Here is a 25,155-nt window from a genome sequence, read left to right as displayed (position 1 = left end):
CCTTAGACTCGCAACCCGGTGTCTCGTGCGGAAATCAGCTTGTGCAGATGCACCATCATGCCGGCGGCAAAAAGCGGCGTCAGAAGATTGACGATCGGGATCGCCAGGAAAAGGGCGATCATCAGCCCGCCGAGAAAGACGGTGGAGGCATGCTTGGCGCGAAAGAGCCGCGCCTCATCCGGCGAACGGAAGCGCATGGCGGCGAATTCGAAGAATTCCCGCCCGAGCAGATAGCCGTTCACCAGAAAGAACGCGACCAGATTGACGCCGGGAATGAACAGCAACAGCAGCGCCACGATGTTGCCGAGGATCACCACGCCGAGGAACTTGATCGAGCTTGCCATCGCCGGACCGAGCGGCATCGCAGTGCCCGGCGCGTCCTTGGGATAATCGCGCTTTTCGATGACATCGGCGACGTCGTCGAGAAACAGGCCGGCGATCAGCGCCGTGACCGGCGAAAGCAGCAGCGCCAGCATCAGCGCAAGGCCGATACCGGCAAGAATTGCGAAGATGAGAGCGAACCACCCCGCCCAATCCGGCATATCGGGAAAGAAGCTCGTGAGCCAGGGAAAGAGAAAGGCCATGAAGGCCCCGCGCAACGCGAACCAAAGGCCGACGAGCACGAGAAGCGTCAGGCCGAGCACCTTCCAGAAGACGGAACGTGTTTCCGGTGCGAACAGGTTGGCGAGCGAAAGTCGAGCGGCGTCAAGAATCATGTCTCAGGCGTCTCCGGTTGCGCCGAAGATGTAGGAAAGATGCGGGCCACCGACAAGAGAGAATAAAATTGCATTCAGTAATAGAAAACTTGTCGAAAACTAAATACTAATATAATATTGTGACATACATGAAATACGCACGGGCCTGAGAAGCAGCTTCCGACATAGTTGCAAAGACAAGGGGTCGCAACAGCGCATCCACGGAACGCCTCTGAGGAAAACGGGGAGGCTGACGTGGAAGACTTTGTGCAAAAACTCAGGCAATACGCAAAAACCGGCACGCCAGCCGAGCGTCGTATCGCGAAATATTTCACCGAACATCTGAACGACCTGCCGTTCGAGACGGCCGCGTCCGTCGCCGACAGGCTGGATCTCTCGCCGATGACCGTCGGGCGCTTCCTGCGCGCGCTCGGCTACCAGGGATTGGACAGCGTCAAGGTGGAGATTCGCGAGACCGTGACGACATCGCCAGCGCAATTGCAGAGCGCCATGAGCGAGCTGCATGCCGACGCCGCGGAGGGCAAACCGCTCGCCGTGCTGGTTGCCGAACAGATCCAGGCCCTCCATCATATCTATCATCTGACGGCGCAGCCGCACTGGTCGGAAGCCGTCGGCCTGATCAGCACTGCGCGCGAAGTGTCGATCGCCACTCATGCGCGGCTCGCAAGCCTGGCCAACCATTTCTGCCAGCGGCTGACGCAAGCCCGTGACGGCGTGCGCACGCTCGACGCCGCCGACAATCGTTTCGCGGAGCTTTTCGCACGGCTGGCGGTCGACGACGCGCTGCTCGTCATCATCGATTGTCGCCGCTTTGCCAAGGCGCGGCTGCTTGCCAGAACGGCGCGGCGCTATGGCTATAAGGTGGTTCTCATTTCGCCGCAGCAGGCGGACTGGATGGCGGACCAGTCGAATGTCATGCTGTCCTTGCCGCCCGCGCGCGCCCCCGATCTCGACAATCTTCCGCCGCTGATCGCGCTGCTCGATTGCCTGTCGGAATCCGTCATCCTCCAAGTCGGAGAGGAAGCGGCACTTCGCCGCCGCCGCATGATGGAATTCGCGACCGTCCTCGGCGAGGCGGCGAACCACTAATGTTAACAGGATTAGGCGCAGATTCAACGTGATGGAGCGCCCACGTCTGAAAGACGCGCGCCGCCCTATTGCATCGTTTCCAATTCGGAGCGGTGCCGGTGCATGGCGAGAAGACGGCGGTAGTCGCGGTCGTAGAGTGCCTGCTTCGCCCTGTCGGGAAGCCGTTCGTCGCCGCCCGGATACATCGCCTCGCCGGCCGCCGCCAGATCCTTGTACAAGCCGCAGGCGACGGATGCTGCGATCGCCGTGCCGAGCAGCACCGCCTCGTTCATCTTCGGCACCACGACCTTGCAACCGGTCGCATCGCTATAAAGCTCCATCAGCACCGGGTTCTTCACATGCCCGCCGGCAATATGCAGCGTATTGGGCATGTAGCCGTATTCCTTCATCATTTCCAGGATATGGCGGATGCCGAGCGCAATCGCCACCGCAGAGCGCCAATAGAGCGCGCAGAGACCGTCGAAGGACGTATCGAGCGTCAGCCCGCTGACGACGCCGACGGCATGCGGATCGGCGAGCGGCGAACGGTTGCCATGGAAATCCGGCAGCACGAAGATCCGCGCGCCGAAGGCATCGCCCTCCTCGGCCCGCAATTCGGCGATGCGCGCGACGATCTTCTGATGCAGCGCTGCCGTCGGCTCGCCACCGGCCGCATGCATCCGCACGATATGGTCGAGCAACCCACCGGTCGCCGATTGCCCGGCCTCCACCAGCCAGGATTGCGGAAAGACAGCCTCGTAATAGGGACCCCACATGCCATGGCTCGGCTTGCGTTCCCGCGAGAAGGTAACGATGCAGCTCGACGTGCCGGCAATCAGCGCCAGCTGGTGCTCGCGTTTGACAGGATCGGCGGCGTAACCGCCGAGCGCACCGAGTGCGCCGGCATAGGCGTCGATCATCCCGGCGGCGACATGGCAGTCCGTCGTCAGCCCCAGCGCTTCCGCCGCTTCCTCAGTCAGCCGGCCGACGCTGTCTCCGACAGGCGTGGTCTCATCCGGCAGGTGGCCGCGCGCCTGAAGGTCCTCGAGGCCGATCCGCTCCAGGAAATCCTGCTGCCAACCGTTTTTGAGATGCGCGAGATAGTTCCATTTCGCCGTCAGCGTGCAACGCGAACGGGCGGGCGATCCGGTCGATTTCCACGTCATGAAATCGGCGAGATCGAAGAAGTAGCCGGCCTTTTCCCATGTAGCGGGCAGCTTTTTCTTCAGCCACATCAGCTTCGGCATTTCCATTTCCGGCGACATCACGTGGCCGGAATGTTCGAGCACCCTGTGCTCCGTCGCCGTGCAGAAATCGGCTTCCTTCAGCGCCCGGTGATCGAGCCAGACGATCGTGTCGAAACGCGCCTCGCCGCCTGTGGAAACGCTGAGCTGCCGACCCTCGATATCACGGACGACGAGCGAACAGGTGGCGTCGAAGCCGATCGCTCCGACCGAGGCGGCGGCGATGCCGGATTGCTCCATCGCCCTGCGCACGGCTATGCAGGCGGCCGACCAGATGTCTTCGGAATCGTGCTCGGCATGGTTTTCGCGCGGCCGGTTCATCACGATCGGATGCTCGGCCTTGGCGAGCAGGCGGCCGCGTGCGTCGAAGACCCCGGCGCGCGCGCTGCCCGTGCCGATATCCACCGCAACCACATAATCACGCATCAAGTCTTGGTCCCGTCCAGCTTATGGTTGCGGACAAGGTGTATCAAATCCGGCATGGCGTCAAACACCACTTCCGGCGAAAGGCGGTCGAGTTCGGCGCGGTATCCGGCGAAATTGGCGTGTGATCCACCGGTGAAGGCAAAGACCGTCATGCCGGCCGCCTTGGCGGCCGCAATGCCGGCCGGACTGTCCTCGACGACAAGGCAATGAGCAGGCTCGACCTGCATTTCACGCGCCGCATGCAGGAAGAGGTCGGGCGCCGGTTTGCCGCGCTTGACCATCGTCGCGCTGAAGATGTCGGGCAGCTTGTCGAGAAGTCCGGTCACCGACAGCGACAACCGGATTCGTTCCATCTGGCTGGACGAGGCAACGCAACAGGGAACGCCAAGCCCGTCGATCGCCGCGGCGATACCGTCGATCGGCTTCAATTCTGTGCGAAAACGGGCGTAGAGATCGGTGCGGATACGCTCGAGGAATTCCTCGTCGGCATGGACGTTGAATTCGGTTTCCAAAGTATCGATGAGGGTCGACAGGCTGCGGCCGAGAAAACGCTCATAGGCCTGGTCCTCGGTGATCGAGACGCCGAGATCGTTCATCGCCCCGACGAGCACGCTGATCGAGATCGGCTCGCTGTCGACGAGTACGCCATCGCAATCGAAGATCACCAGCCGTGTTTCAGCATCAGCCATGGAAGACCCAACCTGAGTTCAATTCGGACGTTACCGTCCCGCTTCACTCGCAAGGCCGGATGAATGGCGGCAGTAGATACCGCCGCCGAATTCCTTACACTGCGAGCTTGCCGTCGAGATAGAGCTGCAGCGTCTCCCGCGTGCCTTTTTCCCACAGGGTTTTGAGAGCATGGGCGAAACGCTTGCGGAAAAGTTCGGACTTCGCCACTTCGCCGAAAATATCGTCGAAGACGAGAAAGGCCGACGGATCGTCCTTGGCTTTCAGCGCCGCCGCATGCAGGCGCTCTGCGCTCGCGTCGTTGAAGACGATGTCCTTGCCGCTGTCGGTCTTGCCGGCGAAATAACGGCACCAGAGTGCTGAAACCAGCGCCAGACCGACCACATCCCTGCCCTGACGCAGATTGTCGAGCGTCGACGGCAGGATGAATTTCGGTTGGCGGTTCGAGCCGTCCTGCGCCAGCCGCGGAATGGTATCGGCAATCTTCGGGTTGAGCAGGCGATGTTCGATCAGCGCGAAATAATCCGTCAGCGACGTGTTCGGCACCGGCGGCACGATCGGAATGATCTCGTCTTTCTCGAGTTTGGCGAGGAAGGCGCGGATCAACGGGTCTTCCATGGAATCATGAACAAAATGAATGTCCATCAACGCCGCCGGATAGGCGATCGCGGCATGTCCGCCGTTGAGGATGCGGATCTTCATATGCTCGTAAGGCGTGACATCGGCAACGAAGGTGACGCCGGCCTTTTCCAGCGCCGGCCGGCCGGCGGTGAACTTATCCTCGAGCACCCATTGTTTGAATTCCTCGCAATAGACCGGCCAACTGTCCTCGATCTGGAAATTGTCCCTGAGGAAATCGACCTCGCGCTGGCTGGTCGCCGGCGTGATGCGGTCGACCATGGCGTTCGGGAAGGCGACATTCGCCCGGATCCAGTCGGCAAAGGCAGGGTCCGAAAGGGCTGCCGTGCCGACCACGGCATTGGCGGTGACGATGCCGTTGTGGGGAATGTTGTCGCAGGACATGACGGTGAAGGGTCGGATGCCCTTGTCCTTGCGCGCCTTCAGGCCGGCAACGATCAGGCCGAACACCGTCTTCGGCGCGTTGGGATTCTCTCCGTCTGCGGCGATCGCCGGATGGGCAGGATTGAACGTGCCTGATGCATCGATGAAATAACCGCCCTCGGTGATTGTCATCGAAACGATGCGGATCTCGGGATCGGCAAGCCTGGCGATGATCGCAGCGGCATCGCCGACCGGCAGGATGTCGATCATCGGTGCGGTGACCCGCGCCGCCGTCTTGTTGTTGTCCTGTTCGACCACCGTCGTCAGGAAATCCTGCGCCGCAAGCTTTTCGCGCATGGCGGCATCCGACGGCAGCACACCGGCGCCGACGATCGCCCAGTCGTGATCCGTGCCGGCATTGAAGAGATCGTCGAGATAGACCGCTTGGTGGGCGCGGTGGAAATTGCCGACGCCGAAGTGCACGATGCCGGCTTTGAGCGACGCCCTGTCATATCCAGGGATGGCCGCCGTTTTTGCCACGTCCGAAAGCGTTGCCAGCGATAGTTTGCACGTCATGTTTCAGTCCTCTTGAAGGTCTTGCCGAGACGGCCGGGCATCATCGTCCGGCTCGCATGCCTGCCCCCCCGGTGGCCCGCGTCAGATGGCAAGGCCGCCCTCGTTGAATTTGTGAATGCGCGAACGGTCCGGCGTCAGGAAAACCGTGTCGCCGGCCCTGGCTGCAAAATCGCCGCTGCCGCGCGCCGTCATCATGCCGATGCCCTCGGCATCGATATGCAGGAAAGTGTCGGAGCCGAGATGTTCGGCGACCACGACCCTGCCCTTCCAGTCGCCGCTCTCCATCGACAGCAGCACGTGTTCGGGCCGGACGCCGATCGTATGAGCATTCAGCGCGGCGGCATGTTGGCCGGTGATGAAGTTCATCTTCGGCGATCCGATGAAGCCGGCGACGAAGAGGTTGCGCGGGCGGCTGTAGAGTTCGAGCGGCGAGCCGACCTGCTCGATATTGCCCCTGTTCAAGACGACGATCTTGTCGGCCATGGTCATGGCTTCCACCTGGTCGTGGGTGACGTAGACCATCGTCGTCTTCAACTGCTGATGCAACTCGCTGATTTCGAGACGCATGTTGACGCGCAGTGCCGCATCGAGGTTCGACAGCGGTTCATCGAACAGGAAGGCCGAGGGCTGGCGCACGATGGCCCGGCCGATCGCCACGCGCTGGCGCTGGCCGCCGGAAAGCTGGCGCGGCTTGCGCTCGAGATAATCGGTGAGGTTGAGCACCCGGGCGGCATCGCTGACCTTGCGATCGATCTCCGCCTTGTCGATGCCGGCCATCTTCAGCGGGAAGGCGATGTTGTTGCGCACGCTCATATGCGGATAGAGCGCGTAGGACTGGAACACCATGGCAAGGCCGCGCTCCGACGGCGCCTTTTCGGTGGCGTCCCTGCCGTCGATGACGATCTTGCCGCCGGAGACGTCCTCGAGCCCGGCGATCAGCCTGAGCAGCGTGGACTTGCCGCAGCCCGACGGGCCGACGAAGACGACGAACTCGCCGTCCTTGATGTCGAGATCGATCGAAGGGATGACCTTCGCTTCGCCGAAGACCTTGGAAACCTTCTGAAGGGTAATGCTGCCCATGTTTCTCTCCCTTTTATGTTATTTCACAGCGCCGAAGGTCAGGCCGCGGACGAGTTGTTTCTGGCTGAACCAGCCGAGGATCAGGATCGGCGCGATCGCCATCGTCGATGCCGCCGAGAGCTTGGCGTAAAACAGGCCCTCGGGGCTGGAATAGGACGCGATGAAGGCCGTCAGTGGTGCTGCCTTCGAGGCAGTGAGGTTGAGCGTCCAGAACGCCTCGTTCCAGGCAAGGATGATGTTCAAGAGCAGCGTCGAGGCAATGCCGGGCACCGCCATCGGCGTCAGCACATAGATGATTTCCTTGGCAAGCGACGCCCCGTCCATGCGGGCAGCTTCGAGGATCTCGCCGGGGATTTCCTTGAAGTAGGTGTAGAGCATCCAGACGATGATCGGCAGGTTGATCAGCGTCAGCACGATCACCAGGCCGGTGCGCGTGTCGAGCAGACCAAAATTGCGGAACATCAGATAGATCGGGATCATCGCGCCGACCGGCGGCATCATCTTGGTCGACAGCATCCACATCAGCACGTCCTTGGTCCGCTTGGTCGGCGAAAACGCCATCGCCCAGGCGGCCGGAATGGCGATGATCAGGCCGATCAGCGTCGAGCCGAAGGAGATGATCACCGAGTTCATGAAGTGGCTGAGATAGTTCGACCGGCTCTGCACCTCCGCATAGTTCTCCGTCGTCCAGTGGAAGAACAGGAACTGCGGCGGCGAGGCGATGGCGTCGGCTTCCGACTTGAAGCTGGTGAGAAACGTCCAGAGAATCGGGAAGAATATCAGGATGCCGAGCGTCCAGGCGATCGCAGTGAAGATGAGCTTGCGCTTGGTTGTGACTTTTCTGGCCATCTCAAGCCTCCAGATTCTTGCCGACGAGGCGGACAAGGAAGATCGCGACGATATTGGCAAGCACGACCGCAACGATGCCGCCCGCCGATGCCCCGCCGATATCGAACTGCAGCAGCGCCTGAGCGTAGACGAGATAGGTGAGGTTGGTGCTGTCGGTGCCCGGCCCGCCATTGGTGGTGACGAGGATTTCGGCAAAGACCGAAAGCAGGAAGATCGTCTGGATCAGGATCACCACGGTGATGGCGCGCGCCATGTGCGGCAGGATGATGTAGATGAACTTCGAGATCGGCCCGGCGCCGTCCATCTCAGAGGCTTCCTTCTGCTCCTCGTCGAGCGACTGCAGCGCGGTCAGCATGATGAGGGTGGCAAAGGGCAGCCATTGCCAGGCGACAATCAGAATGACGGAAAACAGCGGCGCATTCGCCAGCCAGTCGATCGGCTGCAGGCCGAGCGCCTTGGCAAGATGGGCAAACAACCCGTTGACCGGGTTCATGAACATGTTCTTCCAGACGAGTGCGGCCACCGTCGGCATGACGAAGAACGGCGCGATCACCAGGATGCGCACGATGCCCTGGCCGTACATCGGCTGGTCGAGCAGCAGCGCAAAGGCGATGCCGCCGATGACGGTGATCAACAGGACGCCGGCGACGAGCAGCAGCGTGTTGATCAGTGCGGCGAGGAAGGCCGGATCCGTCAGGAAGTATTCGTAGTTCAGAAAACCGACGAAGCTTTCCATGCCGGGGCTGAGCAGATTGTAGTTCAGCAGCGAGAAATAGATCGTCATCACGAGCGGGACGATCATCCACGCAAAGAGCAGCAGCACGGAGGGCGCAATCATCAGGCGCGCGGAGGAGCGGGTGTGTAAGGTTGCCATGGCAATCACCGATCTGGACTGAAGCGGGGAGCGGCCGCAAGGCAGCTTTGTCTGAAAAAAGCGGCCGCCGATGCAGTTCGGGCAATCGGCGGCCCAGAGAGGCGGATTGTCAAGCATCCGCCTCTTGCTCGGGAGGCTTTATTTGATGTAGCCGGCCTTAGTCATTTCGCGGGTTGCCAGCTGCTGTGCGCTCTGCAGGGCCTGATCGACCGAAAGCTGGCCGGCAAGGGCTGCCGAGAACTGCTGACCGATCGCCGTGCCGATGCCCTGGAATTCCGGGATCGCCACGAATTGGACGCCGACATAGGGAACCGGCTTGACGGTCGGCTTGCTCGGATCGGCCGCGTTGATCGAGTCGATCGTCGTCTTGGCGAAGGGAGCCGCTTTCTGGTACTCGGCATTCGCATAGAGCGAGGCGCGGGTGCCCGGAGGTGCGTTCAGCCAGCCGTCCTTCTCGGCAACGAGGTTGGTGTAATCCTTGCTCGTGGCCCAGGCGACGAACTTCTCGGCGGCTTCGGCCTTCTGCGAACCTGCCGGGATGGCAAGGCTCCAGGCCCACAGCCAGTTGCCGCGCTTGCCGAGGCCCTTATCCGGAGCCAGAGCGAAGCCGACCTTGTCGGCAACCGTGGATTCCTTCGGGTTGCTGACGAAGGACGCAGCAACGGTGGCGTCGATCCACATGCCGCACTTGCCGGTCTGGAACAGCGCCAGGTTCTCGTTGAAGCCGTTGGAGGAAGCGCCCGGAGGGCCGGCATCCTTCATCAGCTTGACGTAGAAGTCGAGCGTGTCCTTCCATTCGGGCTGGTCGAACTGCGGCTTCCAGCTTTCATCGAACCAGCGGGCGCCGAAGGAGTTGGACATGGCCGTCAGGAAGGCCATGTTCTCGCCCCAGCCGGCCTTACCGCGCAGGCAGATGCCGTAGACTTCCTTGTCCTTGTCGGTGATCTTGCGGGCAGCATCGGCAATGAAGTCCCAGGTCGGGGCTTCGGGCATCTTCAGGCCGGCAGCATCGAACAGGTCCTTGCGGTACATGACCATTGAGCTTTCGCCGTAAAACGGCGCCGCATAAAGCTTGCCGTCCATGGTCAGGCCGCTGCGGATCGCCGGCAGCAGGTCGTCGACGTCGTAATTGGCGCCGAGATTGTCGAGCGGCACCAGCCAGCCCTGCTTTGCCCAGATCGGAACTTCATAAGTGCCGATCGTCAAGACGTCGTACTGGCCGCCCTTGGTCGCGATGTCGGTCGTGACCTTCTGGCGCAGCACGTTTTCTTCGAGGGTGACCCATTCAACGTCGATGCCGGGATTCTTCGCCTTGAAATCATCCGTCAGCTTCTGCATCCGGATCATGTCGCCGTTGTTCACGGTTGCGATTGTCAGCGTTTCGGCCGAAGCCATGCCGGCAAACGCCAGTGCTGAGCAGGCGCCCAGCAGAAAAGTTCTCAATGTCATAATCTTCCTCCCAGAAGATGGGGTGTGAGCATTCGCTTCGCTCATGGGCAATTACTCACCAAACGGCAATGAATGTCAATCGACAATCGTTGCTGCGATGCCGAAGGGGATGGTTATCGCGCTGATTTAATTAGAATATTTTTTGCTCAATTCCTGAGCAAAAACTCAGCAGTCTCTTCATCGGTGATCAGAGCGTTGATTTGGTGGCCGACAACGGCAGCCCTGATCGCCTTGAATTTTCGCTTGCCCTTGGCCAGCCCAATGACCATTGACGCGTCGCGGGACGGGATCGGCGCCGACGCGACGCGCTCGTTGATCGGGTTGTCGATCAACCTGCCGTCGACATCGAAGATCCAGCCGCAGATTTCGCCGACGGCGCCCCCGCGCATCAGCTCCATCATCTCGTCCTTCTCCAGAAAACCGTCGACGCAGAGCGGCCCATCGATACCGAGCTCACCGATGCCGACGAAGGTGACATCGGCTTGTGCGCTCATGTTGAGCGTCGAGCGCACCAGCTGTTGGCCATGCAGCAGCTCCCGCTCCTCCGCCGAGGTGACGAGCACCGGCAACGGCATCGGATAGTGCCGCGCCTTCACGGCATCAGCCATGCTGAAGATGACGTTGTAATAGGCGGCCGATCCGTCCGGGGCGATATTGCCGGTCAGCGAAACGATGCGGTGATTGGGACATTCGATCGCCGGCAACTGGTCGACGGCCGCCTTCAGCGTGCGGCCGGTGCCGATGGCAAGCACGATCGGCTCCGGCCGTTTCAGCCACCGCTCGATCTCGGCCGCGGCCGCCTCGGCGATACCGACCGTCGTCGACGACGACGCGGGATCGCTCGGCACCACTTCCACATGTTTCAGCCCGAATTTCCGGCGCAGCTGATTGCCGAGCTCCAGGCAGGCGGCGATCGGATGATCGAGCCGCACCTTGATAAGGCGCTCGGCGACCGCCAGCGACACCAGCCGCTGCGCCGATTGTCGTGAAATGCCCATCGCCGCGGCGATTTCATCCTGCGTGCGCCCGGCGACGTAATAGAGCCAGCCGGCACGCGCCGCATCGTCGAGCCGTGCAGGGGTCTCGGATCTTTTTACCATCTATTGCCTACCGCGCAAAATGAACCGGCGTGCCGCCGCCGAACATGATTTGAGTCTGTATCGCGCCAGATCAAAACAAAATTCCGGCAAATGTCGAGCCTGTTGCAAAGAGGTCGGCCAAATAACCGCCGTCACTCAAGCAAACTCCGTTTACGCAAACCATTGCACGACGAGATAGATCGCCGCCTTCACGAGACCGTAAATCACCCCGCCGGCAACGACGAGCGACACGGCCGTCATCACGAAGCCGATGAGCGCGAAGAGCCCGTCACGGCCCAAGATCCCGAACGCGAAGACCGAGATCGTGACCGCCGGCAGGATATTGCCGAGCGGGACCGGCAGCAGCAGCACGATCGACAGCAACAGGCATGCCGCCCCGGCAAGATATTCCGCGGGCGGTTCGGCGAAGATCGCAAGCCTCGGCTTCAGCATGCGCTCGGCCCAGGCGAGCCAGCGGTGGATGCGGCCGACGATGGTCTCGAAATCCTCCCGCCGCATCGAACGGTCGGCAATCACCTTCGGAAGCCAAGGTTTCAGCCCGAAGGTCAGCTGCGCTGCCAGGAAGACCAACGGCGCGCCGAGCACGGCAGAAGTGCCGGGCGGCGTGGGAAAAGCGTTCGGCAACGCGAAGATCAGCATCAACGCGCTGATCGCCCTGTCGCCCATCGTTTCGAACAGATCGCCGATCGAGATCCGCTCGCGGCTCTGGTCGGCGGCCATCTGCCGCAGGATGGATGAGAGGCGACGGCCTTTGGGACGTGGTCTTCGGCTTCTGCGTCTGTCGGTGTCGGCGTTTTCGATCGTCATGGGTCCGGGAACTGATGAAAGTCTAGGGTCGAATTCTGGCGATGCAATATGCCATTTGAATGACTTGCCGGGTTAGAAATTGGGCTGCCACACGGCACGACCCTAAACCCGACGACACCGCAGCCGAATGAAGGCTTGAAATTCCCTGCCAACAGTGCGAGCAGACGCTCGAAGACCAGAAAAACGGCAGAGTGGCAATGATCATTTCATTCGACATCGGCGGCTCCGCCATCAAGGGCGGCATCGCCCGCTCCGAAACAGACATCCTTCCCCTCGTCCGCCGCCCGACGCCCAGGGATGATTTTGCCGCTTTCGTCGAGACCCTGCGCGGCATCATAGCCGAGACCGGCGAGCAGCCGAGCCGCATCGTCCTTTCCATCGCCGGCGTCGTCGATCCCGATACGCAGCGCCTGATCTGCGCCAACATTCCCTGCATCCACGAACGCACGCTTGGCGCCGACCTCGAAGCCGAGCTCGGCCTGCCGGTGCTGATCGCCAACGACGCCGACTGTTTCGCGATGGCCGAAGCCGGTCTCGGCGCCGGCCGCGGCCACCGCATCGTCTTCGGCGCCATCCTCGGCACCGGAGTCGGCGGCGGCCTGGTTGCCGACGGACGCCTCGTCAACGAGGCCGGCGGCTTTGCCGGCGAATGGGGTCATGGGCCGATCATCGCATCGGCAGCCGGCAATCCACCCGTCGCTATTCCCGCCTATGCCTGCGGCTGCGGCCAGAAAGGCTGCGTCGACACCGTCGGCGGCGCCCGCGGCCTGGAGCGCCTGCACAAGACGCTGCACGATCTCGACCTTGCCAGCGAGGAGATCATCGCCCAGTGGTGCCATGGAGAGGAGAAGGCGACACGGACGATCGACGTCTATGTCGATCTCGTTGCCTCGCCCTTAGCGCTGACGATCAACATCACCGGCGCGACCATCGTGCCGGTCGGCGGCGGGCTTTCCAATGTCGAGCCGCTGCTTGCCGAGCTCGACCACGCCGTGCGCGCCCGCATCCTGCGCAAGTTCGACCGCCCGCTGGTGGTGCGCAGCGTATGCCGCATCGAGCCCGGGCTGATCGGCGCAGCACTGCTGGGACTGAAGGCCGAGACGGCCTGAAGCAATTCTACGAAAGTGCGTTTTCCGTCCGGAATTGCGATTCCTTAAAGCACCGGCCACATCCGTACGATCGCGACGAACCGATCCCAGTCCTTGCGCGCAGAAGGCGTCCAGGCAGCCTCGGCGATTGCCGGGAGACGCGGAAAAACCAGTCGGTTGAAATAGGCGCGAGAGAGGAAGTTCTCGGTCCAGATACAGGCCTGGATGCCGCGCATCTTTTCCTGCAGCGCCTCCGGCAGCTCGCCCTCGGCCTCGTAAGCATAGGTGTGTTCCGGCGGCGCGTGGCCCGCCCAGCTGGCGCCCGGCTCGGCCCAGGCTTCTGCCTGCGCCATGTCGAGATAATAGGCCTGCCCCGGCGTCATCACCACGTCGTAGCCTTGCTGCGCGAGCTCGATGCCGACGGCGGGCTTTTCCCAGGCCATCAGCAGCGTGCCGTCGCGATCGACCCCGCCGCCGTGCGAGACCTCGTTCCAGCCGGCAAGTTTCCTGCCGCGCTCCGACAGCATGGCCTTGATACGTTTCAGGAAATAGGATTGCAGCTCGGCGGTGCCGGCTAGTTTCTCCCGCTCCATCAGTGCCTTGCAGAGCGGCGAGGCAAGCCAGGAGCAATGCGCCACCTCGTCGCCGCCGATATGGAGATATTCGCCGGGAAACAGCCTCACCATCTCGTCGAACACCTTGCCGAGAAATTCATAGGTGAATTCCACCGCCGGATTGAGGGCGTTGTTCGGATAACCCTGCACCGAGCGGTAACTGTCCGGCGCCTCCTGCCCGTCGACAAGCTCGGGCAACGAGAACAGCGTCGCCATGCTGTGGCCTGGAATATCGATTTCCGGCACCACTTCGATATGCAGCGAGGCGGCATGCGCAACGATCCGGCTGGCATCCTCCTGCGTGTAATGGCCGGAGCGCGTTTGCGCCCCGTCGCCGAGCTGCGGCACGAGCACTTCATCCGGCCCGCGCCGGGCACCAATCTCCGTCAGCGCGGGATAGGCCTTGATCTCCAGCCGCCACGCTTCGTCATCGGTCAGATGCCAGTGGAAGATGTTGAGCTTGTTCCAGGCGAGAATATCGATCAGCCGCACGACGTCTGCCACCGGATAGAACTGCCTGGACACATCGAGATGGCAGCCGCGCCAGTCATAACGCGGCTGGTCGGCGATCGCGCCGAAATTGGGGAATTTGAAGCGCTCGCGATCGGCGCGGGCGCCGTGCAGCAGTTGCGCCAGGCTGATCAGCCCGTAATGCCGCCCGGCGTCATCCGCACTCGAAAGCACGATCTCATGCGCCGTAAAGCGCAATTCGTAGGCAAAGGCGGCGATCGACGATTCGGTGACGAAACGAATCGCCCGCCCGCCTTCGACGGCACTGAGGGAAAACGGCATATTGTCGGCCGGATAGAGCCGCTGGTAGAGCTCCAGAACCAGCGAGAGCCCCTTGACCGCATCGGGCAGCGTCCGCGCTGCCGGATAGAGGACGACCGGCAGCTCTCCCGCCTTCAGCCCGAGCGCCAGCGGCCAGGGCAGCAGCGAATAAGGTTCCTCCGTCCGGCCCGGCGGTAGAAGCGGCAACGCCACGCCGCCATCCCGACCTTCGAGCATGAGATCGCCGAAACCAACAGGAACGTGACGTCCGTCGCCAAGTGTCAGATAGGCCGATTTGACGCCAGCCGTCATATGTTTCGGCTCCCTGGTCAGCCCCTCGACGGTGAACCGCCAGCGCCCGCCGGGCGGCACGCTGAGCTCCTCGGGCGGCAGGAATTCATGGAAATGCGCGACCCGCCGCTTGAGGCTGCCGCCGTCGCAGACATGTTTGTCGGCAACCCGCGTCTCTGAGGTATAGGCGAGCGAGAAGCCGGACAGCGGCTCGGTCGAAAGATTGAAAAGCGTGAAGGTGAGGCGCCCGAAACTGCCCTCGATCGGCCTCCAGCTTGCTTCCAGATGGTAATCGGCCATGGTCGTGCCCTGCCTCGTCGCTGAGTGGCCGGGATCGCGGTTGGTCTTCCGGCATGCTTTCGCAGCTTAGCTTTTTCGAGGCGGCAATGGAATCGGCGCGCGGCTCCAAGACGGAGCAGGCGGTAAAGACTGCGCGGCGCTGGAGGCAGCGACGCGCTTTGATGAGCAAGCTGTGACCTGCAAGGAAAACGGCGCGGCCTTCGCCGCGCCGTCCTCACTCTGCTGCCAACGCCGGCGGATGTCTGTCATCCGCCTCTTCCTGGATGGCGTCGGCATGCTGGCCTGGCTCGTCCTTTGCTTTCGGCTCCCGGCCGAAGAAAAGGGCGTAACCGGCGGGCAGAACCAGAATGGTGAGCACGGTCGCAACCAGGATGCCACCCATCATCGCGTAGGCGAGCGGACCCCAGAAGACACCGCGCGAGATCGGGATCAGCGCCAGCACTGCCGTCAGCGCCGTCAGCATGATCGGCCGGAAACGCCGTACGGCCGCGCCGACGATCGCCTCCTGCCGGTGCATGCCGGCCTTGATATCCTGGTCGATCTGATCGACCAGGATGATCGAGTTGCGCATGATGATACCGAGCAGCGCGATGACGCCGAGGATCGCCACGAAGCCGAAGGGCGCGCCGCTGATCAGCAATGCGGCAGCCGCACCGATGATGCCGAGCGGACCGGTGGCGAGCACCAGCATTGCCTTGCCGAAATGCTGCAGCTGCACCATCAGCAGCACGATGATGACGGCGAGCATGATCGGCGCCTTGGCGGCGATCGACATCTGGCTTTCCGCCGCATCTTCGGCGCCGCCCTGGATCTCGACATTGTAGCCGGCAGGCAGGCTGTCGCGCAGGTCCTTCATGTCGGCATACATCTTCATTACCACGTCGTTCGCCTGCACATCGTCAGGCAGCGTGGCGCGCACGGTGATCGTCGGCAGGCGGTTGCGCCGCCATTCGATGCCCTGCTCCATGACGGGCACGACCTTGGCGACCTGCGAGACCGGCACGAAGCCGCCGAAATCCGTCGGCACATAGACCGAGTTGACCGCTGACAGCAGCGAGCGGCTGGCATCCGGCTCGCGGGCGACGATCGAGACCGTCTCCTCGCCGTCGCGGAAATCGTCGAGCGCGGCACCCGACATGGCGGTCTGCAGCATCTGGCGCACGCGCTGCGAGGTGACGCCGAGTGCCCGGGCGCGGTCCTGGTCGATCACCAGCTTCATCCCCGGCACCTCTTCCAGCCAGTCGTCATGGATGGCGCCGAGCATCGGATTGGCCTGGAAGCGCGCCTTTACCTGATCGGCGATCTCCCTGACTTCCTGGCGGTCGGGCCCCATGACGCGCATCTGCACCGGCCAGCCGGTCGGCGGACCGAGGAAGAGGCGGTCGACCTTGCCGCGAATATCGGGGAAGTCTTCCGCAAGGATCGTCCGCAGCTTGACGATCAGCCGCTCGCGTGCCGGTTCGTCGTTGGCCATGACGAGCAGCTGAGCGAAGTTCGGATTGCGCAGCTGCTGGTCGAGCGGCAGGAAGAAGCGCGGCGCGCCTTCGCCGATATAGGTGGCGATGAACCGCTTGTCGGGATCATCCATCATCTTGGCTTCGAGCGCCTTTGCCTGTACCTCGACTTCCTTGATGCTGGTGCCCTCGGGCAGCCAGAGATCGACGAGAATTTCCGGCCGCGAAGATTGCGGGAAGAAATTCTGCGGAATGAACTGGAAGGCCCAGAGGCTGGTGACGAAGGTGCCGAGTGTCAGCAGCAGCACGATGACGCGGTGGCGCACCGCCCAGCCGACCGTGCTGCGCAGCCGACGGTAGAAGCCGGTGTCGAAGGCGTCGTGATGCTCGCCAGCGTGATGGCGCTGCTTGAGGATCATATAGCCGAGCCACGGCGTGAAGTAGACCGCGACGAACCACGAGGTGACGAGCGCGATGCCGACGACGTAGAACAGAGACCGCACATATTCGCCGGCCGTCGAGGCGGCAAAGCCGACTGGAATGAAGCCAGCCGTGGTGATCAGCGTGCCGGTCAGCATCGGGAAGGCGGTCGAGGAATAGGCAAAGCTTGCCGCCTCGATCTTGACGAGCCCCTCCTCCAGCTTTCGCTCCATCATCTCGACGACGATCATCGCATCGTCGACGAGCAGGCCGAGCGCGATGATCAGCGCGCCGAGCGAGATGCGCTGCAGGTCGATGCCGAGTTCGTACATCAGCGCAAAAGTGGCTGCGAGCACCAGTGGAATGGCGATGGCGATGACGAGACCCGATCGCCAGCCGATCGACACGAACGAGACGACCAGCACGATGATGAGAGCTTCGCCGAGCGCATGCATGAATTCGCTGACCGCATCCGTCACCACGTCGGGCTGGTTGGCGATCTGATCGACGGCGACGCCGTAGGGCAGCGCCTCTTCGAAACGCTGATAGGTCGCCTCTACGCCCTTGCCGACATCGGTCACATTGAAGCCCTTGGCCATCACGACGCCGACCTGAACGCTGTCGTGGCCGTTGAAACGGTACTTGCGCTGGTAGGGATCTTCGAGACCGGGACTGACGGTGGCGATATCGCCGAGGCGCGTCACCTGGCCGCCGGCGCGAAGGCGCAGCTCGCGGATATCGGCCGCCTTCTTCACGTCGCCTTCGACCGATATGCGCACCGAGCGCAGGCCGGTATCGACCGAGCCGGCCGGATCGACATTGTTCTGGCCCTTGATGGCGTTCTGCAGATCGAGGATCGTCAGGCCGCGCTCGGCGAGCGCCTTGGACGAGACGTCGATATAGATCTTCTCAGGCTGGTCGCCGATGATGACGGCTTTCTCGACGCCCGGCGTCGTCAGCAGCATGTCGCGCGCCTGGATCGCGAATTTCTTCAGTTCCGGATAGGAATAGCCTTCGCCACTGATCGAATGCAGCGTGATGAAGGTATCGCCGAACTCGTCGTTGAAATAGGGCCCGAGCAGGCCCTGCGGCAATTCGCTGGAGATATCGCCGACCTTCTTGCGCACCTGATAGAAGGCATCGGCCACTTCTTCCGAATTCGTGTCACCCTTGACCTGCAGGGTGATGATCGCACTGCCTGCTCGCGTATAGGACTTGACCCAGTCGATATGCGGCGTTTCCTGCAGCTTGCGCTCGATCTTGTTGACAACCTGATCTTCCATTTCCTGGATGGAAGCACCCGGCCAGATCGCCTGAACGACCATGACGCGGAAGGTGAATTCGGGGTCCTCGCGCTGGCCCATGCGCATCAGACCGAGCACGCCGGTGATGATGATAAGCCCGAAGAGGAAGCGGGCGATGCTCGGATGTCCGATCGCCCAGCGCGACAGATTGAAGGGCCGCTTTTCGGTGGTGGTGGCGTCCATGGTCTTGTTCCCTATCCTATGGCGCTATCAGCGGACCGTCTGGTCCGTGGCGGCCAGGGCCGACTGCTGGTCCGGCACCTTCACCTTCAGGTTCTCGCTCATGAATTGCGTGCCGGCGGAAACGACGAGATCGCCGGTATCGAGACCCTCGCTCACATGCACGCCGTCGCCAGTGAAATCGGCGACCTTGATGTCGCGGCCATGGACGGTCGCCGTGTCGCGGTCGACGGTCCAGACCATCTGCTTGCCGTCCTTTTCAGCCAGGGCGCTGAGCGGGATTGAGACATAGCTGTTGCCGTTGCTGACGTCGGCCTCGATCGTCGCCGTCATGCCGAGGAGCACGCGCGGATCGTTCGGCAGGCTCACCCGGACTGCAAAGGTGCGCGACTGCTGGTCGGCGCTTCCGGAAACCTCCCGCACCTTGCCTTCGAGCACCAGCCTGTCGTCGGCCCAGAAGCTGGCCTTGACTGTCTTGCCCGGCTTGAATTCGGCAATGTCGTTTTCCGGAACCGCGATCTGCACTTCCTTTTCGCCGTCGATAGCGACCGTAACGACCGGGGTGCCGGAGGCCACGACCTGACCCGTGTCCGCATTGACTGTGGTCACGATGCCGTTCTGGCCGGCCTTGAGCTCGGTGTAGCTCACCTGGTTCTTCGCCTGGTCGAGAGCGGAAAGTGCGGCATCGCGCTGCGAGATCGCCTGGTCATGGCTGAGCGAAGCCTGCTCGACCTGCGACTTCGGGGCGACGCTCTTGTCGAAAAGCTGCTCGGCGCGTTTGTTGACCAGATCGGTGGTTTCGACGCTCCTCTCCGCCGCGGCGAGATTGGCTTCCGCCGTCTTGACCGCCAGCTGGTAATCCGTGGCATCGACACGGGCGAGAACGTCACCCGGCGTCACCCGGTCGCCGATATCGACGAGGCGTTCGGTGATCTTGCCGGCGACGCGAAATCCGAGGTTCATCTCCGTGCGCGCCTTGACCGAGCCCGAATAATCGAGCTTGCGTGTGTCGCCGGCCTTGGCGATCTCGACGACCTTCACCGGCCGGATGACGTGCTTGACCTCAGCCTTCTCTTCCGAGCAGGCGGAAACGCCGATGCCGATGGCGCCGACGAACATGAGACTGGCGATTGACGGCATGCGATGGCTGAGGGTCTTGAGCGAAAACATCTTCCGCACTCCTGGATTGTTTCGGGATTCGACGGCGGCTGCCGTCCATTATTTCTTCAGCGCCCTGATCACGTAATTGATCAGTTCGTCGACGCTCGCGCGGTTGGTTTTGGCAAGACATTGCGCCACCATTTGCGGGTGGCAGAGAGTGTTCGTCGCAGCACCGAAGCAGCGCGAGGCAACGACCGGGTCCTGCTCGGCGAATTCCCCGGCTGCAATGCCTTCGGCGATGATTTCGGCAATGAGATCATGAACACGATCGATATGCTTTTCGATGACATGCCAGTCGCGCTCGATCGCGACGACGATCATCTCGTGCACCTTCATCTCGTCCAGCATCAGATCGAGCGTCAACTGATGCTGGGTCTCGACATAGCGGCGCAGCCGCTCGCTGGCGCTGATCGGCTGATGGCGGATGTCGTAGGCGATTTGATAGGCGGTGGCGAGCATGCGCCCGCAGAGTGCTTGATGGATTTCCACCTTGGAGGCGAAGAAACGATAAATATTGGCCGGCGACATGCCGAGATCGCGGGCAATGTCGGCCACGGTTGTCTTGCTGTAGCCATAATGCCGAAACAGCCGCTCGGCCGCATCGAGAATGCGCGTGACATTCTCCTGCCGCGCGACGTCCAGCGTATTTTCCGCGATGTCGTTCATAAGTTTCGGGACCTGATTTACGACTGACGATTTTCGAATTTCGTCAGTCGTAAAATATCAGGCGTTACTTGTCAAGATGCTGTAGAGCAGCACAAGGTGTCGCGGGACGAATCCGGCGGAGGCGATAACTCGAGATGATCGATAAATGGCAAGAAAGATTCTCCCGCAGCGTCGTCCCGGCGACCGACGGCATCGGACTAGGTGGACCCTGGAATGCGGGCGCACCAAATGGAAAGCGCCGCGGCGACAAGCGCGCGGCACTTCATCCATGGAGTGACGGGTCAGACGACCTTGACGTCGAGTGTGATCGGAACCGACGCAAGCGCCTTGGAAACCGGGCAGCCGGCTTTCGCCTTGTTGGCAAGTTCGGTGAAGGTCGCTTCATCGGCACCGGGAATACGGCCGGAGAGCGAGAGATGGATGGCGGTGATGGCAAAACCGCCCTCGACGCTTTCGAGCGTCACCTTGGCGGAGGTTTCCATATGCTCGGCGGTAAAGCCGGCTTCACCGAGGATCAACGACAGCGCCATGGTGAAGCAGCCGGCATGGGCGGCACCTATCAGCTCTTCCGGGTTGGTGCCGGGGATGCCTTCGAAGCGGCTTGCAAAGCCGTAGGGATAGTCCTTCAGGGCGCCGCTTTGCGTCGAGATCAGGCCTTTGCCGTCCTTGAGGCCACCCGTCCAATGGGCCGAAGCCGTGCGATTGATCTGCATGCCGTCCTCCTGTTTTCGATTGTGCTTTCAGAAAGCGGCGGGGCGCCGCTCCGTGCCTGCGGGAGATCAGATAGCCTTCCCGATGGGCAATATAATGCTCTATGCCGAGAAGACGACAGGCATGTAAAAATAGCGGGATCGAAGCCCTTCAGGCGGGATGCTGCAGCACGCTGAGGCCGCCGTCGATCGTCAGGTAGGTGGCATTGATGAACGGGCACTCGTCGGAGATCATGAACACGGCCGCCATGGCAATCTCCTCCGGCGTCGCGATGCGCCCGCCGGGATGCAGTTTCATCGTCTCGGCCTTTGCCGCCTCCGGATCAGGGAAGCCGTTCCAGTAATCGATCACCTTCTGCGTCGAGACATAGCCCGGCGCCAGCGCGTTGACGCGGATATTGCGGGCGGCATATTCGAGCCCTAAGGATTTCGTCATTCCGAGCAGGGCGTGTTTTGCCAGCGGATAGGGAAATGTGTGCGGGATGATGGTGAAGGCGTGCGTCGAGGCGATGTTGAGGATGACGCCGCCGCCCTGTTTGATCAGGCCCGGCAGCACCGCCTTGCAGCAGTTCCATGCGCCCTTCAGATTGATGTCGAAGCAGCGGTTCCATTCCTCGTCCGTCGTCTCGAGCGGTTCGGCGAAGACATTGACCCCGGCATTGTTGACGAGCGCGTTCAGCTGTCCGATTTCTTCATTCGCCTGAGCGACCAATGTGGTGATCGTCCCGGCATCGGTAATATCGGCCGGCAGATAACCAAGACGGCCGCCACTGCTCTGGAGCTCTTTCGCCGCCTGCGCCAGCAGCGCCGCATCGCGATCGACGAGAAAGACGGCGGCATCCTCCCGCATGAAAGCCTTTGCGATCGCCAGGCCGATACCCTGCGCAGCACCTGTTATCAGGATGTTCTTGCCCTGCAGGCGGCCGCTCATCTACCCCTCCTCCGGTTGAACCGGCAGCGCCGACATCAGCATCGTCACCGTGCCGGCAAGAGCCTCCCCCGGCGCAAGTGGCGCGAGCCCACCGAAATCAGGAAGGTGATGGCCGTTCGGCAGGTGGCTCATCGGCTCGAGGCAGAAGAAGTCGCTCCGGTTGACAGGCATATACAGCATGAAGCGATCGAGCGCACCGTCGGCTTCCAGCGCCGCCTGAATCCCAAGTTCCGGCCAGGCGATCGCAGCTCGCCCATTCCAACCCTCGAAGGCATTGTTCATCCATCTCTGCGGCAAAGGCCTTTCGGATCTGAAATCGAAATAGTCCGGCACAGGGCCAGGCATCTCTGGCAGATGGTCCGGCCGCTCGCTCCAATAGCGATCAGCCGCAATCGTCAGTCGCGTCTTTGGCGTGCGCGCGAAGAAGGGATGTTGACCGAGCCCGAAAGGAAGAGCCGCTTCGCCGCGGTTTTCCACGGAAAGCCTCAGCACCAGCGCATCGCCGGCGAGACGGATCTCCTGTCGGGTAAGATAGGCATAAGGTGAAACACTGTCGGCGCTGCGGGAAAAGCAGAACTGCGCATGCTCCGGGCTGGAGTCTTCAAGCTGCCAGAGGCTGAGCCAACCGTCGCCGTGCCGATAGAGCGGATCGGAAGTATTCGGCTGGAAGGCATAGTCGCGTCCGGCAAAGGACATGGCGTTGCCTTCCACGCGATTGCCGAATGGCACCATCGCGAAATTCGCCATCATTCCTTCAGGACCGCCGGCCGCCACGAGAAAGGGGATGCCTCGATACGTCGCGGCGGTGACGGCGGCACCCCGACGGCTGACCCGGACGGCGAGGTCGCCGTGCCTCAATTCGATGTCGTTACCGGCTTGTCCCTGGTTCATCCGCGCCGTCCCGCAGCCGAAGACCTCAAATTGTCGAGCAACACTGCGATCAGCAGGATCAGCCCGCGTACCACATACTGATAGAACGCCTGGATATTCAAGAGGTTCATGACGTTTTCGGCGATGCCCATGATCAGCACGCCGACAATGACGCCACTCATCGCCGCCCGGCCGCCGGCCAGCGAGACGCCGCCGAGAACGCAGGCCGAAATCACCGAAAGCTCAAGCCCTGTCGCCGCATTCGGCTGGCCGGAGGTGATGCGCGAGGCAAGCAGAATGCCGGCAATGCCGCAGACAAGCCCCTGCAGCGCAAAGATCCAGACGCGCATGTTGACGACATTGACGCCGGCAAGCCGCGAGGCCTCGGGATTGCCGCCGATCGCCAGGGTATTCTTGCCGAAGACGGTGCGGTTGAGCACGAAACCGAAGAGAATAAAAAGGATCAGCATGATCCAGATCGGCGTCGGAACGGTGAGAAATCGCGACAGGGCAAGCTGGTAGAAGGCGGGATCATTGATGCCGACGGCGCGGCCATCGGAGGCGATCAGCGCCAGCCCGCGCACGATCTGCATGGTCGCAAGCGTGGTGATCAGCGCATTGATGCGAAAGCGCGCAATGACGATACCATTGACGAAACCAACGACGGCGCCGCAAAGCAGGGCGGCGAGCAGCCCGACGGGAATGGAGCCCGTCGCATTCGAGACCATCACCGCGATCATGCCGGAGAAGGCGACGATCGATCCGACCGAAAGGTCGAAATCGCGCGACGCCAGGCAGAACATCATCGTGCAGGCGACGATGCCGATCGTGACGACCGACTGCAGCAGCCCCAGCATGTTTCGCTCGGTCAGGAAGTTCGGAACGAAGAGCGAGACGATCACGAAGGCGGCAGCGAAGATCACCACCAGCCCTTGTTCGCCGAGAAGAATTTTTTTCAACGAATTCATCGTCCGTATTCCTGGTTCCAAAAGGTGCCTGCGGCATTCTTGTCGGGAAGCGCCGCCGTCAGGATGCTGCGCTCGTCGAAATCCGGACGGGTGACAGTGGCCGCCACCCTGCCCTGGCACATCACCATGATGCGATCGGAGATGCCCATGACTTCGGGCAACTCGCTGGATATGACCACGATCGCCATGCCGCCGGCCGCAAGGTAGTAGAGGATTTCGTAGATTTCCGATTTCGCCCCGACATCGATGCCGCGAGTCGGCTCGTCGATGACGAGGACCTTGATCCCCTGCTCCGACAGCCAGCGGCCGAGAATGACTTTCTGCTGGTTGCCGCCCGAGAGGTTGATGATGTCCTGCTTGCGCGACGGCGTCCGCACTCGAAGCTTGGCGATAAACCGATCTGCCAGCGCTGCCTCTCGTCTCGGGCTCAGAATGCCGAAGGGCGAAAAATGCCGGCGCGACGAGATCGCGATATTCTCCTCGATTGATCGCCCTTGGATGATGCCGTCGAACTTGCGGTCCTCGGGGCAAAGCACCATGCCGGCATTGATCGCCGCTTTCGGATTGTTCGGCGAAACGGCAACGCCGTCGATCGTGACCTGGCCCTGATGCCTGGCATCGGCGCCGTAAAGCAGCCGCGCCATCTCGCTGCGGCCGGCTCCGATCAGGCCGAAGAAACCGAGGATTTCGCCCTGGCGGACGGAAAAGCTGATCGGATGGCGTAGCCTCGGCCCCGACAGGCCCTTGACCTCCAGCCGTATGTCGCCGAGCGGACGTTCGCGCCATCCCCAGACATTGCTGATCTCGCGCCCGACCATTTCCGAGATGATCTGCTCGCGGGTGGTTTCGGCGATCTGAGGATGGTGGGCGGCAAGCTTGCCGTCACGCAGCACCGTCAGGCTGTCGCAAAGACGGAAGATCTCGTCGAGGCGATGCGAGACGTAGAGAATGACCGTTCCTTTCGCCTTCAGCCTTTCGATGAGTGAAAACAGGATTTCGCTTTCGCGGGAGGAAAGCGAGGACGTCGGCTCGTCGAGCGCAATCACCCGTGCATCGAGCATGACGGCCTTGGCGATCTCGACCATCTGCCGCGCACCGATCGAAAGCGAGGCGACCTTGGCCGACGGATCGACATCGATGCCGATCTCCTCGAGCTTCGACCGCCCCGTCTCGATCAGCGTCTTCGAATGGATGACGCCACCCTTGGCCGGAAAGCGTCCGAGCCAGAGATTTTCGGCGACGGTCAACTCCGGAACGAGTTGCAGTTCCTGATGGATGACGATGACGCCGGCATGGAAGGCGTCACGGACGGACGCATATTTCTGCTGCTCGCCGTCGATGAGGATGTGGCCGGCATCCGCGGCCTGATCGCCCGACAGTACCCGGATCAGCGTCGATTTACCCGCGCCGTTTTCACCCATCAGGCCGTGGACGGCACCCTTCTCGACAGTGAAGGACACATTCGCCAGCGCCTGCACGCCGGGATAGCCCTTGGAGATATTGCTGAATTCGAGGAAAGCCATCATCGCTCCGCCGAGAAGAGCCAGCG

21 protein-coding genes are annotated in these 25,155 nt (G+C 62.0%); 2 read left to right on the top strand and 19 right to left on the bottom strand.

Annotated features, from left to right (window positions below; genetic code table 11):
* Window positions 1-2 precede the first annotated feature (2 nt).
* Window positions 3-716 (bottom strand): sulfate transporter family protein, encoded by a 714-nt coding sequence (locus V8P77_RS30470; protein ID WP_335915920.1) that lies wholly within the window; start codon window positions 714-716, stop codon window positions 3-5.
* A gap of 234 nt (window positions 717-950) precedes the next feature.
* On the opposite strand from V8P77_RS30470, the gene V8P77_RS30465 reads away from it, so the two are divergent.
* Window positions 951-1,805: a MurR/RpiR family transcriptional regulator gene (locus V8P77_RS30465; RefSeq protein ID WP_335915919.1), complete on the top strand. Its 855-nt coding sequence runs from the start codon at window positions 951-953 to the stop codon at window positions 1,803-1,805.
* A 65-nt stretch (window positions 1,806-1,870) separates the two neighbouring features.
* Here the strand turns inward: V8P77_RS30465 and V8P77_RS30460 are convergent, their stop codons facing one another.
* The 9 genes from V8P77_RS30460 to V8P77_RS30420 all read right to left on the bottom strand — a co-directional run bounded on the left by V8P77_RS30460 (window position 1,871) and on the right by V8P77_RS30420 (window position 11,800).
* A complete protein-coding gene (locus V8P77_RS30460; protein WP_335915918.1) occupies window positions 1,871-3,454 on the bottom strand; it encodes an FGGY-family carbohydrate kinase in 1,584 nt (527 codons plus the stop codon).
* Window positions 3,454-4,143, bottom strand: coding sequence for an HAD family hydrolase (locus V8P77_RS30455; RefSeq protein ID WP_335915917.1), 690 nt, complete (start codon window positions 4,141-4,143; stop codon window positions 3,454-3,456). The genes V8P77_RS30460 and V8P77_RS30455 overlap by 1 nt, the downstream gene beginning before the upstream one ends.
* A 94-nt stretch (window positions 4,144-4,237) precedes the next feature.
* Complete coding sequence (locus V8P77_RS30450) at window positions 4,238-5,719, bottom strand: mannitol dehydrogenase family protein (RefSeq protein ID WP_335915916.1); 1,482 nt, start codon at window positions 5,717-5,719, stop codon at window positions 4,238-4,240.
* Window positions 5,720-5,800: 81 nt separating this feature from the next.
* On the bottom strand, window positions 5,801-6,799 hold the full coding sequence (locus V8P77_RS30445; RefSeq protein ID WP_335915915.1) for an ABC transporter ATP-binding protein: 999 nt from the start codon (window positions 6,797-6,799) through the stop codon (window positions 5,801-5,803).
* A gap of 18 nt (window positions 6,800-6,817) precedes the next feature.
* Entirely contained in the window at window positions 6,818-7,648 is an 831-nt protein-coding gene (locus V8P77_RS30440; protein ID WP_335915914.1) for a carbohydrate ABC transporter permease, read from the bottom strand.
* A gap of 1 nt (window position 7,649) precedes the next feature.
* Window positions 7,650-8,522 (bottom strand): carbohydrate ABC transporter permease, encoded by an 873-nt coding sequence (locus tag V8P77_RS30435; RefSeq protein WP_335915913.1) that lies wholly within the window; start codon window positions 8,520-8,522, stop codon window positions 7,650-7,652.
* 138 nt (window positions 8,523-8,660) lie between these two features.
* On the bottom strand, window positions 8,661-9,971 hold the full coding sequence (locus V8P77_RS30430; protein ID WP_335915912.1) for an ABC transporter substrate-binding protein: 1,311 nt from the start codon (window positions 9,969-9,971) through the stop codon (window positions 8,661-8,663).
* A 146-nt stretch (window positions 9,972-10,117) separates the two neighbouring features.
* Window positions 10,118-11,071 (bottom strand): sugar-binding transcriptional regulator, encoded by a 954-nt coding sequence (locus V8P77_RS30425; RefSeq protein WP_064650889.1) that lies wholly within the window; start codon window positions 11,069-11,071, stop codon window positions 10,118-10,120.
* A 150-nt stretch (window positions 11,072-11,221) separates the two neighbouring features.
* Complete coding sequence (locus tag V8P77_RS30420; RefSeq protein ID WP_206103077.1) at window positions 11,222-11,800, bottom strand: exopolysaccharide biosynthesis protein; 579 nt, start codon at window positions 11,798-11,800, stop codon at window positions 11,222-11,224.
* Window positions 11,801-12,075: 275 nt separating this feature from the next.
* Between V8P77_RS30420 and V8P77_RS30415 the strand changes: the two genes are divergently transcribed.
* Entirely contained in the window at window positions 12,076-12,987 is a 912-nt protein-coding gene (locus V8P77_RS30415) for an ROK family protein (RefSeq protein WP_335915909.1), read from the top strand.
* Between the two features lie 44 nt (window positions 12,988-13,031).
* On the opposite strand, the gene V8P77_RS30410 is transcribed toward V8P77_RS30415, so the two are convergent.
* The 9 genes from V8P77_RS30410 to araG all read right to left on the bottom strand — a co-directional run bounded on the left by V8P77_RS30410 (window position 13,032) and on the right by araG (window position 25,129).
* On the bottom strand, window positions 13,032-14,942 hold the full coding sequence (locus V8P77_RS30410) for a beta-N-acetylhexosaminidase (RefSeq protein WP_335915907.1): 1,911 nt from the start codon (window positions 14,940-14,942) through the stop codon (window positions 13,032-13,034).
* A gap of 214 nt (window positions 14,943-15,156) precedes the next feature.
* Entirely contained in the window at window positions 15,157-18,303 is a 3,147-nt protein-coding gene (locus V8P77_RS30405) for an efflux RND transporter permease subunit (protein WP_335915906.1), read from the bottom strand.
* Between the two features lie 27 nt (window positions 18,304-18,330).
* The gene (locus tag V8P77_RS30400; RefSeq protein ID WP_335915904.1) at window positions 18,331-19,470 is read right to left on the bottom strand and encodes an efflux RND transporter periplasmic adaptor subunit; all 1,140 of its coding nucleotides are present in this window, start codon (window positions 19,468-19,470) and stop codon (window positions 18,331-18,333) included.
* A gap of 48 nt (window positions 19,471-19,518) precedes the next feature.
* Window positions 19,519-20,127, bottom strand: a complete 609-nt coding sequence (locus tag V8P77_RS30395; RefSeq protein WP_168346388.1) for a TetR/AcrR family transcriptional regulator — start codon at window positions 20,125-20,127, stop codon at window positions 19,519-19,521.
* A 281-nt stretch (window positions 20,128-20,408) separates the two neighbouring features.
* Window positions 20,409-20,840, bottom strand: coding sequence for an OsmC family protein (locus tag V8P77_RS30390; protein ID WP_017962203.1), 432 nt, complete (start codon window positions 20,838-20,840; stop codon window positions 20,409-20,411).
* A gap of 148 nt (window positions 20,841-20,988) precedes the next feature.
* Window positions 20,989-21,768: an SDR family oxidoreductase gene (locus V8P77_RS30385; protein ID WP_335915902.1), complete on the bottom strand. Its 780-nt coding sequence runs from the start codon at window positions 21,766-21,768 to the stop codon at window positions 20,989-20,991.
* Window positions 21,769-22,659: an aldose 1-epimerase gene (locus V8P77_RS30380; RefSeq protein WP_335915901.1), complete on the bottom strand. Its 891-nt coding sequence runs from the start codon at window positions 22,657-22,659 to the stop codon at window positions 21,769-21,771. It lies immediately after the preceding gene.
* Entirely contained in the window at window positions 22,656-23,606 is a 951-nt protein-coding gene (araH, locus tag V8P77_RS30375; protein ID WP_011653625.1) for an L-arabinose ABC transporter permease AraH, read from the bottom strand. The genes V8P77_RS30380 and araH overlap by 4 nt, the downstream gene beginning before the upstream one ends.
* Window positions 23,603-25,129 (bottom strand): L-arabinose ABC transporter ATP-binding protein AraG, encoded by a 1,527-nt coding sequence (araG, locus tag V8P77_RS30370; RefSeq protein ID WP_335915900.1) that lies wholly within the window; start codon window positions 25,127-25,129, stop codon window positions 23,603-23,605. The genes araH and araG overlap by 4 nt, the downstream gene beginning before the upstream one ends.
* Between the last annotated feature and the right edge of the window lie 26 nt (window positions 25,130-25,155).

Source organism: Rhizobium aouanii (genome assembly GCF_037002925.1).
In the GTDB taxonomy this organism is placed as follows: Bacteria; Pseudomonadota; Alphaproteobacteria; order Rhizobiales; family Rhizobiaceae; genus Rhizobium; species Rhizobium aouanii.
Note: the sequence above shows the minus strand (reverse complement) of the source record. Positions and strands in the feature narration are given on the sequence as shown.

Coding starts and splice junctions, on each gene's coding strand:
- V8P77_RS30380 (WP_335915901.1), bottom strand. CDS start 22,659: ATGAACCAGGGACAAGCCGGTAACGACATCGAATTGAGGCACGGCGAC.
- V8P77_RS30395 (WP_168346388.1), bottom strand. CDS start 20,127: ATGAACGACATCGCGGAAAATACGCTGGACGTCGCGCGGCAGGAGAAT.
- V8P77_RS30410 (WP_335915907.1), bottom strand. CDS start 14,942: ATGGCCGATTACCATCTGGAAGCAAGCTGGAGGCCGATCGAGGGCAGT.
- V8P77_RS30470 (WP_335915920.1), bottom strand. CDS start 716: ATGATTCTTGACGCCGCTCGACTTTCGCTCGCCAACCTGTTCGCACCG.
- V8P77_RS30400 (WP_335915904.1), bottom strand. CDS start 19,470: ATGTTTTCGCTCAAGACCCTCAGCCATCGCATGCCGTCAATCGCCAGT.
- V8P77_RS30460 (WP_335915918.1), bottom strand. CDS start 3,454: ATGCGTGATTATGTGGTTGCGGTGGATATCGGCACGGGCAGCGCGCGC.
- V8P77_RS30425 (WP_064650889.1), bottom strand. CDS start 11,071: ATGGTAAAAAGATCCGAGACCCCTGCACGGCTCGACGATGCGGCGCGT.
- V8P77_RS30390 (WP_017962203.1), bottom strand. CDS start 20,840: ATGCAGATCAATCGCACGGCTTCGGCCCATTGGACGGGTGGCCTCAAG.
- V8P77_RS30435 (WP_335915913.1), bottom strand. CDS start 8,522: ATGGCAACCTTACACACCCGCTCCTCCGCGCGCCTGATGATTGCGCCC.
- V8P77_RS30440 (WP_335915914.1), bottom strand. CDS start 7,648: ATGGCCAGAAAAGTCACAACCAAGCGCAAGCTCATCTTCACTGCGATC.
- V8P77_RS30445 (WP_335915915.1), bottom strand. CDS start 6,799: ATGGGCAGCATTACCCTTCAGAAGGTTTCCAAGGTCTTCGGCGAAGCG.
- V8P77_RS30405 (WP_335915906.1), bottom strand. CDS start 18,303: ATGGACGCCACCACCACCGAAAAGCGGCCCTTCAATCTGTCGCGCTGG.
- V8P77_RS30430 (WP_335915912.1), bottom strand. CDS start 9,971: ATGACATTGAGAACTTTTCTGCTGGGCGCCTGCTCAGCACTGGCGTTT.
- V8P77_RS30455 (WP_335915917.1), bottom strand. CDS start 4,143: ATGGCTGATGCTGAAACACGGCTGGTGATCTTCGATTGCGATGGCGTA.
- V8P77_RS30450 (WP_335915916.1), bottom strand. CDS start 5,719: ATGACGTGCAAACTATCGCTGGCAACGCTTTCGGACGTGGCAAAAACG.
- V8P77_RS30385 (WP_335915902.1), bottom strand. CDS start 21,768: ATGAGCGGCCGCCTGCAGGGCAAGAACATCCTGATAACAGGTGCTGCG.
- araG (WP_335915900.1), bottom strand. CDS start 25,129: ATGGCTTTCCTCGAATTCAGCAATATCTCCAAGGGCTATCCCGGCGTG.
- araH (WP_011653625.1), bottom strand. CDS start 23,606: ATGAATTCGTTGAAAAAAATTCTTCTCGGCGAACAAGGGCTGGTGGTG.
- V8P77_RS30415 (WP_335915909.1), top strand. CDS start 12,076: ATGATCATTTCATTCGACATCGGCGGCTCCGCCATCAAGGGCGGCATC.